This window comes from Pseudomonas sp. NBRC 111138 (assembly GCF_001320835.1).
GTDB classification, from domain to species: domain Bacteria; phylum Pseudomonadota; class Gammaproteobacteria; order Pseudomonadales; family Pseudomonadaceae; genus Aquipseudomonas; species Aquipseudomonas paracarnis.
In genome coordinates this window covers 19556-33231 of record NZ_BCBO01000064.1, presented here as the reverse complement: position 1 = coordinate 33231, position 13676 = coordinate 19556, and the positions used below count along the sequence as shown (strand labels likewise).

11 protein-coding genes are annotated in these 13676 nt (G+C 61.3%); 10 read left to right on the top strand and 1 reads right to left on the bottom strand.

Annotated features, from left to right (window positions below; all coding sequences use genetic code 11):
• Positions 1–193: 193 nt before the first annotated feature.
• The 5 genes from APH41_RS11670 to APH41_RS28780 are packed head-to-tail and all read left to right on the top strand — an operon-like array spanning position 194 to position 6019.
• Complete coding sequence (locus tag APH41_RS11670; protein ID WP_054919067.1) at positions 194–754, top strand: fimbrial protein; 561 nt, start codon at positions 194–196, stop codon at positions 752–754.
• 45 nt (positions 755–799) lie between these two features.
• Positions 800–1582 carry a molecular chaperone gene (locus APH41_RS11665; RefSeq protein ID WP_034127487.1) on the top strand — a complete coding sequence of 261 codons (783 nt, stop codon included), beginning with the start codon at positions 800–802 and terminating at the stop codon, positions 1580–1582.
• 2 nt (positions 1583–1584) lie between these two features.
• Positions 1585–4206 (top strand): fimbria/pilus outer membrane usher protein, encoded by a 2622-nt coding sequence (locus tag APH41_RS11660; RefSeq protein WP_054919066.1) that lies wholly within the window; start codon positions 1585–1587, stop codon positions 4204–4206.
• The gene (locus APH41_RS11655; protein WP_054919065.1) at positions 4206–4955 is read left to right on the top strand and encodes a molecular chaperone; all 750 of its coding nucleotides are present in this window, start codon (positions 4206–4208) and stop codon (positions 4953–4955) included. Before APH41_RS11660 ends, APH41_RS11655 begins: the two co-directional genes overlap by 1 nt.
• Before the next feature lie 47 nt (positions 4956–5002).
• Complete coding sequence (locus APH41_RS28780) at positions 5003–6019, top strand: fimbrial protein (RefSeq protein ID WP_177333562.1); 1017 nt, start codon at positions 5003–5005, stop codon at positions 6017–6019.
• Here APH41_RS28780 and APH41_RS11645 read toward each other — a convergent pair.
• On the bottom strand, positions 6010–6897 hold the full coding sequence (locus tag APH41_RS11645; protein WP_054919063.1) for a LysR family transcriptional regulator: 888 nt from the start codon (positions 6895–6897) through the stop codon (positions 6010–6012). The two genes, APH41_RS28780 and APH41_RS11645, sit on opposite strands and share 10 nt — an antisense overlap.
• Positions 6898–6974: 77 nt before the next feature.
• Here APH41_RS11645 and APH41_RS11640 point away from each other — a divergent pair, with 77 nt between their 5' ends.
• The 5 genes from APH41_RS11640 to APH41_RS11620 all read left to right on the top strand — a co-directional run bounded on the left by APH41_RS11640 (position 6975) and on the right by APH41_RS11620 (position 13641).
• A complete protein-coding gene (locus tag APH41_RS11640) occupies positions 6975–7895 on the top strand; it encodes a DMT family transporter (protein WP_054919061.1) in 921 nt (306 codons plus the stop codon).
• Positions 7896–8141: 246 nt separating this feature from the next.
• Positions 8142–9218, top strand: a complete 1077-nt coding sequence (hppD, locus tag APH41_RS11635) for a 4-hydroxyphenylpyruvate dioxygenase (protein ID WP_054919059.1) — start codon at positions 8142–8144, stop codon at positions 9216–9218.
• Positions 9219–9451: 233 nt separating this feature from the next.
• Positions 9452–10015, top strand: a complete 564-nt coding sequence (locus APH41_RS11630; RefSeq protein WP_034127482.1) for a fimbrial protein — start codon at positions 9452–9454, stop codon at positions 10013–10015.
• A 93-nt stretch (positions 10016–10108) separates the two neighbouring features.
• The gene (locus APH41_RS11625) at positions 10109–10900 is read left to right on the top strand and encodes a molecular chaperone (protein ID WP_236455538.1); all 792 of its coding nucleotides are present in this window, start codon (positions 10109–10111) and stop codon (positions 10898–10900) included.
• 68 nt (positions 10901–10968) lie between these two features.
• Complete coding sequence (locus APH41_RS11620; protein WP_054919057.1) at positions 10969–13641, top strand: fimbria/pilus outer membrane usher protein; 2673 nt, start codon at positions 10969–10971, stop codon at positions 13639–13641.
• Positions 13642–13676: the final 35 nt, after the last annotated feature.

Here is a 13676-nt window from a genome sequence, read left to right as displayed (position 1 = left end):
CAGTTGTGGCGGGCACTTCAACTTGGCAACATAAACTTCATTGCAAAACGTAAGAGACTCGGTAGCCCTTAATCCCTACAGCCTCTTTCTTAGCCGCTCAGCCCAATTTTGGCGGGAGGGCCGCGTCTCGCCCTTCGATTGATGAGTCATGGCTTGCAACTCTTTCACTGACATTCACGAGGAAGTATCTGTAATGAAAACTATCGCATTGGCCGTTGTATTTCTGGCGGTCACCGGCGTTGCCGCTTTGCCTGTTGTCGCCGCAGACGGCAAGATCACCTTGATCGGTGAAATCACCGGCACCACTTGCAGCATCAGCGGTGGCACGGGCTCTGCGCCCGGCACCAGCCCGGACTTTTCGGTGCCACTCAACAAGGTCCAGGCCAGCGCGCTCAAGGCGCCCGGCCAGACTGCCGGGGCGAAACCCTATTACATCCATGTCGGTTCCTGCCCGAAGGATACGACCGTCGCCGTGATGTATGAGAGCAGCAGCCCCGCGATCAATCCGGCGACCGGTAACCTGGTCAACCAGGCACCCGCCAAGCCGACGCCTGCCACCCTCGTTGAGGTGCAACTTGTGGATGGCGTCACCCACCAGCCCATGGATTTGCGCCTGGGCCAGAACTCCAGCCCCGCGAAAGTCCCGGCAAGCGGCGAGGTGTCGCTGCCCTTTGCTGCCCAATACATTGCCACGGGCACTGCTACGCCAGGCCCGGTCAGTACGCAAGTGCTGTATTCGGTGACGTTCCCCTGATCGAGGCCCCGTTGCCTGGCCGTGCGCCAGGCAAGGACAGACGAAATGCTTGCCCGGACATTGCTAGTGACCCCCCTGCTGAGCGCACTGCTGACCAGTGTCGGGTTGCTGTCCGCCGCTCACGCCGGCGTAGTGATCGACGGCACGCGGCACATCTATCCGCAGCAGCGTCGAGAAATCACGCTGCGCCTGACCAATGACGATCAGCGAGCGCCGCGCCTGGTCCAGGTGTGGCTGGACCAGGGCGACCCGGCGCAAGACCCCACCGGCAGCGACGTGCCGTTCAGCCTGTCGCCGCCTGTGTTTCGCATGGACGCGGGCAAAAGCCAGGTAGTGCGACTGGTGTATACCCAGGACCCACTGCCGGATGACCGCGAATCGTTGTTCTGGCTCAACGCCCTGGAGATACCGCCCAAGGTCAACGTGGCACCGGGCAGCCCGCAAGAGGCCCCTTCGAACCACCTGCAGTTCGCTTTTCGTATCCGCACCAAAGTGTTTTTCCGCCCGGCCCAATTGCCGGGCTCCGCGGACGAGGCGCCCACCCACTTACGCTGGACCCTGCACCGGAGTGCCCAGGGGCCGCTACTGGAAGTGCACAACCCATCGGCTTATCACGTGACCTTCAATGAGGTTGCCTTGGCCATGGGCTCGGGCCCGGGTGCTCGCCTGTTACCGGCGGGAGAGGGCATGGTGCCCCCCGGCGGCAGCCTGAAGCTGCCCGTCAAGGATGTCGCGCAAGCAATACCCGCCGACGCCCAGGTGCATTTCAAATACATCAATGATTACGGCGCATTCTCCGTGCCGCAGCGTGCTCCCCTGAAGTTCTGATCATGTATGCCTTATTGCAAATACCCGTTCACCGCTTTACGGCCTGGCTGTTTGCCAACCCCAACTTACTGCTGTGGCTGGGCCTGCTCAGTACCTTATTGATGTCGGCAGAAGCCGCGCCACTGGTGTTTGACATCGAGGCGTTCGCCAGCGGCCTGTCCTCTTCGGCAGATATCTCACGCTTCAATACCAGCAACGTGTTGGCGCCAGGTGTTTACCGCGTAGATGTGATGCTCAACGGGCAATCGATTGGGCGCCGCGAGATCACCTTCGCCCCCCTTGCCGGACAGGACGACGCCCAGCCGTGCCTGAACGCTGCCGAGCTTGGCCAACTGGGGGTTTCTGTGCAGGCGCCGACGGATAACACCGAGCATGCCTGCCGGGATTTTGCCGAGTGGATACCCATGGCCAGCAGCCGCGTCGATATCGAGACCCTGACCCTGGATGTCAGCATCCCGCAGATCTATATCAACCGTTCCGCGCGCGGCTCCATTGACCCGTCTGAATGGGACAATGGCATTGAAGCCGCGCTGCTCAACTACAACTTCAGTGCCGCGACGGCGACAGCGGGCGCCGGTGAGGATCGTGGCTACCTGGGCCTCAACGGCGGCCTCAACCTGGGCGACTGGCGACTGCGCCATCAGGGTGGGCAGGCGTGGGCATCCGGTAGCGGCCTGGCGCGTTATCAACACACCGCCACCTACCTGCAACGGTCCCTTGGCGCCTGGCGTTCACAACTGACCGTCGGCGACAGCTTCAGCAGTGGCCAGATCCTCGACGGTGTGCGTGTACGCGGCATCACCCTGGCCACCGATGACCGCATGCTTGCCCAGTCGCAACAAGGCTATGCGCCTCAGGTGCGAGGCATTGCCGACAGCAATGCAACGGTGACAGTGCGCCAGAACGGCTACACCCTCTACGAAACCACAGTGGCCCCGGGGCCGTTTGTCATCGATGACCTGTACCCCACCGGGTACGGCGGCGACCTGCACGTCAGCGTCACCGAGGTCGACGGCCGGCGCAGCAGCTTCGTGGTGCCTTACGCCGTGGTGCCTTACCTGCTGCGTGACGGTGCCAGCCACTACAGCGTGACCTTGGGGCAGTTGCAGCAATACGGCGTCAGCGATGCCAGCCCGCTGATCTTGCAGGGTACGCTGCAGCATGGCCTGGGCGATCGTCTGAGCGCCTATGGTGGCAGTACGCTTTCCCCAGGCTACGGCCAGGCCAAAGCCGGCCTGGCGATGAGTACTCCGATTGGCGCGTTCTCCCTCGACAACACCCACTCGCGCACCCAAGTTCTGGGGCTGGGCGTAGTCGGCGGGCAAAGCTGGGGCCTGGCTTATAACAAGAACCTGCCGTTCTCGGGAACGCACTTTGCGCTGGGCGCCTATCGTTTCTCCACGGACGGGTACCTGAACCTGCCTGATGCGCTCAATGTGCGGGAACTGGCCCGCCAAGGCGGGAGTATCAACAGTTACGCGAGGCAGAAAAGCCGCCTCGACCTGACAATCAGCCAGCAGTTGGGCGCAGGCTCGCTGAGCCTGTATGGCAGCTCCATCGACTACTGGGCGGGCCGCCAAGGGCGCCAGACATCCTTCACCCTCAGTTATGCGGCTAATTGGAAGTCACTCAACTGGAACCTTTCGGCGCAGCGCTCGCGTGTCAGTGAAACCCATCAATTGAACGATCACGAGCGCAGCGACGAAATCTTTTTTGGCCGGTCGGCGCAAGCCGGGCGCGTGGATAATCACCTGGTTCTGACACTGTCCATGCCATTGGGCGCAGGAACGCGTGCGCCAACCCTGAGCAGCAGCCTGTCGCACGATGCTGGCGATTCACGCGGCAGCCAGCATCAGGTGGGAATCAATGGTTTGCTGGGTGACACCGGTGAAGCCAGCTACGGGCTGACTGGCAGCCGTGGCACGGGCCACCAGCAAGGCTCCAGCTTCAATGCCTACGCGGGCTATCGCAGCCGGGCTGCAAGCCTGCGGGCCGGCTATGCCCAGGCCCGCGACAGTTCGCAACTATCCATGAGTGCCGATGGCGGGCTGATAGCCCACGAGGGTGGCGTGACTTTCGCGCAAAACCTCGGTGAAGCCTCGGCACTGGTGTATGCGCCGGATGCACAAGGTGCCCGGCTCGGCAGCAGCGGGGCGCGTATCGATAAGCAGGGTTATGCGGTGCTGCCAGCCCTCAGGGCTTATCAGCGCAATGAAGTAGATATCGACCCCGAGGGCATGCCCATGGATGTCGAACTCAAGGAATCGAGTCACGCCGTGGTGCCGACGCTGGGAGCCGTCTCACTGGTCAGGTTCGAGACCGTCAGTGGCCGTGCCGTGGTGATCAAGGCCACTCATATGGGTGGCAAGCCGTTGCCATTTGCCGCGCAAGTGTTTGACGAGCGCGGCGTCGAAATCGGCGTGATCGGCCAGGCTGGCAAGGCTTTTGTGCGCGGGGTTGCCGACCAGGGGCGGTTGACGGTGCGCTGGAATGCAGGGGCGGCTGACCAGTGCTTCATCCATTACCGTTTGCCGCCGCGCAGGCCCGAGCAACGCCAGGAAAGCGCGGACCAGTTGGTCAGTCAATGTGCCGACCATGGTGATGCGGACGAGGAGCGCAGTTGATGACTCATCGATTGCTCCGCGTGCTGCTTGGCCTGGCCCTGGCGGTGCAGACAGTATTGGCCCATGGGGAAATCGTCATTGACCGCACGCGCATCATTTACCCGGCCAGCGCCGCTGGGGTAACGGTCAACCTGCACAATGAGGCCGACGGCCCGCGATTGGCCCAGGTGTGGATCGATGCGGGGGACCCGCAGGTCGCGCCCGAGTCCAGTGATGTGCCCTTTACGGTGACCCCGCCGATCCTGCGCCTGGATGCCGGCAAGCACCGCGCATTGCGGGTGATGTACCACGCGACCCAAGACAAGGCCATGGCCGTGCCTCAGGAGTTGGTGTACTGGCTGAATGTGCTGGGGATCCGCCCGTCTGTCGACACCGGCAACCAGCTGCAATTTGCCTTTCGCACACGGATCAAGCTCTTCCTGCGCCCGGACGCGTTGCCAGGCCAAGCGCAGCAGGCGGTGGATACGTTGCAGTGGCGCCTGGCAGGCGACGGCCCGGTCCTGCAGGTGCGCAATCCCAGTGCCTTTCATGTGACGCTTTCCAGCGTGTTGCTGACCGTCGATGGCGTCGAGTACCACAGTGAGGCCCCGCCGATGCTGTTGCCGCGCTCGGTTGCCCGCATCGTGCTGGAGGGCCCGGCGCCGTGGGGGCAGGGTACGGTCGCGCTGCGATTTACCACCCTGGATGACCATGGCATGACGCGTACGCACACAGTGTCTTTGGGGCACACGAAGGATTTGGCGATATGAACGGTGTCCGGCAATTTATGTTCAGGTTTTTACAGATTGGCGTGTGCTTGAGTATTTGCGCAGTCGCGATGGACGCACAGGCGCATTTCAATGCGGGCGTCTGTACCCCCCAAGCCCCGGTGACGCTGTTCGTCCCGCCCATCACCCTGCCTGACAACCTGCAGGTGGGCGAGGCGATTGGCTACCCAAGTGGCTATGACTTCGCCGGCAATGGCTTTGTCATGCGGTGCCGCTACACCGACTGGCCATTGTCGCAGCCGGTGTCGGCCAACCTCAGCGTGGTCAATTCGCCGGCGACCGGCATGACGTTCAACGCAAATGGGCTGACGTTGCCCGTCTATGCGACCAGCTACCCTGGCGTCGGGTTCGTCATGATGGCCGGGGATCCGTCCCAGCATTTGAAGGTCATCACCCACACCGGCGTCACGCTGTTGGACACCAAGCACAACAAACCCAATGGCTGGGGCCTGCAAGGGCGCGTGTATCTGGTGGCGACGGGCCCGATCACCTCGGGCACCATCCCTGGGAACACAGTCGCCAGGTATATGCTGACCAATGTCAATATCGAAAGCCCCGGCGCTGCCTCGGTCAACTTTGCCGATACGGTGATATTGCCGCCGCAAAAGCCAACTTGCCGGGTGCCCACGCCGTCGCTTGCAATGCCGCTGGGGCAGGTGCCCAGCCGTGATTTCAAGGGAGTCGGCAGCAGCGCCGGCAGCGTTAGTCGCGACATAACCCTGGACTGTGCCGGCGGCACCGGCGGCATCCTGGATGTATGGATCACCGTGACTGACCAGACGGAACCCGGCAACCGCAGTAACCAGTTGTCCTTGACCCGCAACTCGCACGCCCGTGGCGTCGCCCTGCAATTGCTCAATGGCGATCGGTTGGTAAGCTATGGGCCCGATTCCTCCGGCGTGGGCAACCCGAACCAATGGCAGGTCGCAAACACGGGCAACGGCACCCTGACGATTCCCTTGACCGCCCGTTACGTTCAGACCGCGTCGACCATCAAGCCTGGGACCGCCAACGGCCTGGCCTCGTTTACCCTGAGTTACCGGTGAGCCCCGGGATCAGGGTACAGCGTTTGCGCCAGTGCGATAAACGCCAGGGTTGCGGGAGAGGCCTGGCGGCGATCCAGCACCGCCAGGCCTATGCGGCGCGGTACGCCCGGCGACAACGGGCGGGCAACGTAGCGCTGGTCGGCATCGGCCGGCAGTGAGCCCTGGGCCACGATACTCAGGCCGTCGCCGCGGCTGACAGCTTCCAGGGTAGTGAGTAGCTGAGTGCAGCGATAACGCACTTTAGGTTGCAACTGCGCGTCACCAAACAAACGCGTGACCAGCTCTGCTGAGCCTGCCTCGGTCAGGATGAACGGGTCATCGCACAACGCTTTCAAAGGTACCGCCATGCTTGCCGCCAAGGCATGGCCGACCGGTATCAGCGCCACCAGTTGGTCTTCGAGCAGGGCCACGGTGTCGAAGCGTTCCTGCTCCAGTACCACGAAGCCCACATCCACCCGGCGCTGATCCAGCCATTGAATGACCTGCCGGTCCGGCCCTTCGTCTACATGCACCTCGATACCCGGATAGTCCCTTCGAAAGTGGCTGAGAATGGTCGGTAGCAAACGGTTCGAAGCGGTGGGGCCGAACGACCCTATACGCAATGTCCCGCGCTTCATCCCGCGGGCATCGGCGGCTTCCTGCTGCAAGGTGTTGGCCAGGCCCAGCATGCCCCGTGCGCGCCCAAGTAACTGCGCGCCGATATCGCTCAGTTCCACCAGGGTCTGGTGCCGGCGAAACAACTCTACCCCCAGTTCCTGCTCCAGGGCCTTGATCGCATGGGACACCGCCGATTGGCTGATGCCCAGGCGATGCGCCGCACTGGTGAAGCCTCGGAGTTCGGCGACCAGGGAGAAGATTTCCAGCTGGGTCAGGGTCATGAGTAAAGCCTTGTTTTACGATGACAGATCATTAGTAAAAGAATAGTCCCATCCTTTCTCACGTTGAGCACATTCTTATGCATGCCCGCGAAGGCCTCACTTACCTGAAGCTGGCCGCTGTCACCATGATCTGGGGCGGGACCTTCGTCGCCGGGCGCTTTCTGGCCGATCACGTGGACCCGCTGCTCGCGGCCTGCCTGCGGTTTATCCTGGCCAGCCTCGCGTTGCTGCTGTTCCTGGCCTGCGCGCGCATCCCACTGGCGCGCCCAACTACAGGGCAAATGGCGCGGCTGGTACTGCTGGGCCTATGCGGCATCTTTTTCTACAATCTGTGTTTTTTCTATGGCCTTCACTACATCAATGCGTCGCGGGCGTCGTTGATCGTGGCATTGAACCCGGCAGTGATCGGCCTGGCGTCCTGGTTGTTGTTCAAGGAGCGCCTGGGCCGGGCCAAGTGGCTGGGTATCGGGCTGTGCCTGCTGGGGGCGGCTGTGGTGATCGTGAGCCGCAATCCCAACCTCATGCAGGGGGCCCGCAACGCTTGGATCGGTGACCTGTTGATCCTGGGCTGCGTAATGGCCTGGGGGGCCTATTCGCTGCTGTCCCGGGAGCTCAACCAGACGTTGGGGCCGGTGCAAACCGTCACTTGGTCGGTGCTGTGGGGTACGCTGATGTTGACCCTTGCCACCCTCACCACCGGTCGGCTGACGCTGCAAGGTTTCAGCGCGCTGCAGCTGGCGCAGTGGTACAGCCTGCTGTACCTGGGCGTGCTGGGTTCAGCCCTGGCCTATATTGGTTACTACGACGGCATCCGGCGAATCGGCGTGACCCGCTCCGGGGTGTTCATCGCCCTCAACCCGCTGACAGCGGTGATATGTGGCGCGTTGCTGCTGGACGAAGCCTTGACGGTGCCGATGCTGGCGGGTGGCGCGGTCATCCTGTTGGGCATCTACCTGTGCAACAAACCCCTTGCGCGGGGCAGGGCAATGGGGATTTGATAAGAGTACGGACAAACCTGGTTACGCTGTGTAGAATCAGTTTACGCATACAAGAATATGGACTTGCGCTCACGCAAGCCTCGGCCGTCAGAGACTGATGACACCATGAAGCTACTTGGCTCCCCCCTCATCTTTGGTGACTTCCTCGCCCGCAGCGTGCGAGGCCTTTCTTGTGCGCCACCCTCCAGCCTCATCCTTGCTTGCAACTAAACAATTGCTACCCACAAGAATGATGAGGCACCGAACATGACCGACCAACTCGACAACCCAATGGGCCTGATGGGCTTTGAATTCATCGAATTTGCATCGCCCACCCCAGGCACGCTGGAGCCGATCTTCGAGATCATGGGTTTCACCAAAGTGGCGACCCACCGTTCCAAGAACGTGCACCTGTATCGCCAGGGCGAGATCAACCTGATCCTCAACAACGAACCCGACAGCCTCGCGTCCTACTTCGCGGCCGAGCATGGCCCGTCGGTGTGCGGCATGGCGTTCCGCGTCAAGGACTCGCAACAGGCCTACAAACGTGCCCTGGAGCTGGGCGCCCAGCCGATCCACATCGACACCGGCCCGATGGAGCTGAACCTGCCGGCGATCAAAGGCATTGGCGGTTCGCCGTTGTACCTGATCGACCGGTTCGGCGAAGGCAACTCGATCTACGACATCGACTTCGTCTACCTCGAAGGGGTTGATCGCAACCCGGTAGGCGCTGGCCTGAAGGTCATCGACCACCTGACCCACAACGTCTATCGCGGGCGCATGATGTATTGGGCCAACTTCTACGAGAAGCTGTTCAACTTCCGCGAAGCGCGTTATTTCGATATCAAGGGCGAGTACACCGGCCTGACCTCCAAGGCCATGAGCGCGCCGGACGGCAAGATCCGTATCCCGTTGAACGAGGAGTCGTCCAAGGGTGCCGGGCAGATCGAAGAGTTCCTGATGCAGTTCAACGGTGAGGGTATCCAGCACGTCGCGTTCCTCACTGACGACTTGGTCAAGACCTGGGATGCACTGAAGAAGATCGGCATGCGCTTCATGACGGCGCCGCCAGACACGTATTACGAAATGCTCGAAGGCCGCCTGCCGAACCACGGTGAACCAGTGGACCAGTTGCAATCGCGCGGCATCCTGCTGGACGGCTCGTCGATTGCCGGTGACAAGCGTCTTCTGTTGCAGATCTTCTCGGAAACCCTGATGGGCCCGGTGTTCTTCGAGTTCATCCAGCGCAAAGGCGACGATGGGTTTGGCGAGGGCAACTTCAAGGCACTGTTCGAGTCGATCGAGCGCGACCAGGTGCGTCGTGGCGTATTGACCGCCGACTGATCCATGTGAGGCCGGGCAGGCTGTTCCGGCGCTTCAAGCACAGGCTCCGTATCGAAAGGTACGGAGCCTTTTTTTGCCTGCCAAACAGGTCCGACCGATCTTGTAACAGACAAATCCTCGGGGCAGGGGAACGGCGTCGTCATGGCTTCCACTCAGGAGTGACGCAAGAGCTGATCTTCTCCTGTGTCGCAACCTTGCGTTTCGCGAACCCCAATTGTGAGGAAAGACTGATTATGACAAAACAAACTCTGGCGGCTGCAGTGCTCGCTTTGTGCGGCTTCGCTGCCAGCTCCGCGCATGCGGCAGACGGTACCATCACGATCACCGGCTCGGTCAGTGGCACCACCTGCACCATCAGCGGCGGTACCGGGGCCTCGCCAGGCTCAGGCGCTAACTTTCCGGTAGTGCTTGACCGCGTACAAACCTCGGCTCTCAAGGCAGCAGGCGATACGGCAGGCGCCAAGCGCTACTTTGTGTATGTGGGCGGCTCGGGCGGGTGCCCGGACGGTACCAAGGTCGCCGTACGTTATGAACCGACCAGCCCTGGCATCAACCCGGCAACCGGCAACCTGCGTAACACGGCAACGGCGACACCCGCCTCCCGGGTAGAGGTACAAATTCTCGATGGGGCTTCCAACACGCCAATGGACTTGCGCACAGGTAATAACTCGACCGTTGCCACCGTTACCAGTGGTCTGGCGACCTTGCCGTTTTACGCACGCTACATCGCCAACGGCGGAGCGGCAGGCGCGGGCAATGTCACCAGCAGCGTGCAGTACTCGGTCACCTTTCCTTGATGCAGCCAGGCTGATAACCACTGCGTTTGTTGCCTGAGATCCTCGCTCGACCCAGTGGTCGGGCGCAGGACAACCGTTTTCAAGGATTACCTGATGCAGGATTTACTGATGATCTTGAGTCGTCGTGTGGTGCGGGTCGCGCTGAGCCTGGCCTTGGGGATGGCATCGCACACGGTACACGCGGGAGTGGTTATCGACGGTACGCGACAGATTTACCCCGAGCCGCGACGTGAGGTCACCGTGCGAGTAACCAATGATGACAAACACGCGCCCCGCCTGGTCCAGGCGTGGCTGGACGCGGGTGATGCGCAGGAAGCGCCGACACTGAGCGATGTGCCTTTCGTCCTGTCTCCTCCGGTATTTCGCCTGGACGCCGGCAAAAGTCAGTCCATGCGCCTGTCCTACACCAAGGCACCGCTGCCGACGGATAGAGAGTCGCTGTTCTGGTTGAACGTACTTGAAGTGCCTGGCGCTACCAGTGAGTTTGACCCCACGCTTGAAGACAGCCAGCGGAATCACTTCAAGTTCGCGTTTCGTATCCGCACCAAAGTGTTTTTTCGTCCGACGCAGTTACCTGGAACACCCGAGGAGGCGCCTGGGCTGTTGCGCTGGTCCGTGGAACGGGGCGCCCAAGGCAGCGTGATACAGGTGCATAACCCCTCGGCGTATCACGTCACCTTCAACGACATTGTCCTGCTCATGGGCTCTGGTCCCGAAGCGGAAAAACTGTCCCTGACGGAGGGCATGGTGGAGCCAGGAGGCACGTTGAAGGTGCCGGTGCCGAAAGCCGCGAAGGTAATACCCGCCGATGCGCGGGTGGATTTCACTTACATCAACGATTTCGGCGGCTTTTCATCCGCGCAACCTGCTGTATTGCACCGCTGAACGCGGCCCCGAAACGTTGCTGATGGCAAGCAAACGTACATTTCTCAGCGTCCACTGAAGTCATAACTATGCCTAGTCACATCCAAGTACGGGTGCATCGCTGCGCCCCGATTTTGCCATTCCAGCATCGCACGATAATGCTGGGCGGTTTGATGAGTGCGGCCGTGATCGCCAGCGATGTCGCGCTTGCGGCTGAGTTGAGCTTTGATCTGAACGCATTCTCCAGTGGCCTGGCGTCGTCGGTTGACACGTCACGGTTCAATACCAGCAACCAGATGAGCCCTGGCATATACCGCGTAGATATCGTAGTCAACGGCCAGACCCTGGGGCGCAGGGAGGTGGAGTTTGTTGCAGCCCATGCAAAGACCGGGGCGCAGCCGTGCTTGAGTCGTGAAGTATTGGAAAAAATCGGTATCGCGATGGATAAAGTCGATACTGATGCCCATGGGCGCGAACTCTCGAACCCTGCCGCCGCCGGCCAGTACTGCGGCGACCTGGGGCAGTGGATTCCGATGGCATCCAGCACGTTCGATCCGGGTGCACTCGAGTTGGCGGCCAGCGTGCCGCAGGCCTACATGAAGCGTTCCATGCGCGGCTACATTGACCCCGAGTTGTTGGATGAGGGCATTGCCGCCGGGCTGCTCAATTACAACTTCAGTACCAATACGGTCACCGCAGGTGAAGGTGACGGTCGTACTTACCTGGGCCTCAATGCCGGTATCAACCTGGGTGCATGGCGCTTGCGACATCAGGGCGCCCAGGCCTGGGGCAACCGCACTGGCTTTGAGACTTATCAGAACACGTCCACTTATGTACAGCGCAGCATCATCCCCTGGCAGTCACAACTGACCCTCGGAGACACCTTCAGCAACGGACAGATTGTCGACGGGGTGCGCGTGCGGGGCGTCACTCTGGCCACCGACGACCGGATGCGCCCGCAGACGCAGCAAGGTTACGCGCCGCAGGTTCGGGGGACCGCCGACAGTAATGCAACGGTCACGGTCAGCCAGAACGGCTACACCATTTATGAGACCACGGTGCCGCCCGGCCCCTTTGTTATCAGTGACCTGCATGCCACCGGCTACGGTGGTGATTTGATCGTCAGCGTGACCGAAGTCGACGGGCGTCGGAACACCTTTGTCGTGCCGTACTCGGTGGCCCCGCAGTTATTGCGCGCCGACGCGACAAAGTACAGCGCCACCTTGGGTAAGGTGCAGCAAAAGGGCGTTGATGCGAAGGGCGCCAACGTCTTTCAAGGCACTTTGCAGCACGGTTTGACCGATGATCTGACGGTCTACGGTGGCGGTAGTGTTTCCAAAGGCTATGAACAGGGAAAGCTCGGTATCGCGTTGAATACGTCCTTCGGTGCGTTCTCTCTGGACACTGCCACCTCCCATACCGAGGTGCCCGATCATGGGCGCCAGTCCGGGCAAAGCCTGGGGCTGGGTTACAACAAAAGCCTGCCGGCCTCGGGTACGCATTTTGCGCTGGGTGCGTATCGGTTCTCCACCGAGGGTTACCTGAACCTGCAGGATGCACTGAATGTGCGCGAAATCGCGAGCCGGGCAGGTGACATCAACAGCTATGCCCGGCAAAAAAGCCGGCTCGACATGACAGTCAGCCAGCAGTTGGGTATCGGCACCTTGAGCTTGTACGGCAGCTCCGTCGACTATTGGGGAGGACAGGAAGGGCGCCAGGTTTCATTCACCGCCAGCTATGGCTCGACCTGGAACAAGGTCAACTGGAACCTGTCGGCACAGCGTTCCAGGGTCCAGGACACGCGACAACTGACCCAAAGCGAGCTCAGCGACGATGTGTTTTTCGGGCGTATCGGCCAACCCGGGCGTATCGATAACCGCTACATGCTCACACTGTCGATGCCGCTGGGGGGCGAATCGCGAGCGCCGACGATCAATACTTCGTTCTCCCGGGACACCGGTGATACACGGGGCAGCCAGCAGCAGGTGGGCATCAACGGGTTCCTGGGCGAGGACACCGCGCTCAACTACGGTGTTTCAGCCAGCCGCGCAACCAGTGAAAGCACGCACACCGGCCAGTTCAACACCTATGCCGGCTATCGCACGGATGCCACCCAACTGCGTGCCGGATATAGCCAGAGCCGCGATAGCTCGCAGCTTTCGTTTGGCGCCGATGGTGGGGTGGTCGTTCATGCCGAAGGTATCGCGTTCTCGCAAAGCCTAGGCGAAGCCTCGGCGCTGGTGCATGTGCCAGGTGCAGAAGGGGCCAGGCTCGGGGGGAGCAGCGGTGCACGGGTCAACAGCAGCGGGTTCGCTGTCGTGCCCAATCTGACGGCGTTCCAGAATAATACGGTGGAAATCGATCCGGAAGGCATGTCGATGGATGTAGAGCTCCAGGAGTCGACGCGCAACGTCGTACCGACCTCGGGCGCAGTATCGCTGGTCAAGTTCGACACGCTCAGTGGTCGGGCGGTACTGGTCAAGGGCGTCCACGAGAATGGCAGCCCGCTGCCATTTGCAGCACAGGTATTTGATGCGCAAGGGCGTGAGGTAGGTGTGGTGGGGCAGGCCAGTAAAGCCTTCGTCCGAGACATCCCGCAGGAAGGTCGTCTGACCGTCAAGTGGGGCAGCAAAATCGCCGAGCAGTGCGATATCTACTACCACATGCCGCCAATCACCGAGGGCCAACGACAGGCCACTACCGATTACCTTCAGGGGGTGTGCGTGGCAAGCCAAGGGCGCCAGGTTGCGGGGCAGCTATGAGTGAGTGCCGATGGATGACTGTTGCGGCGCATGAC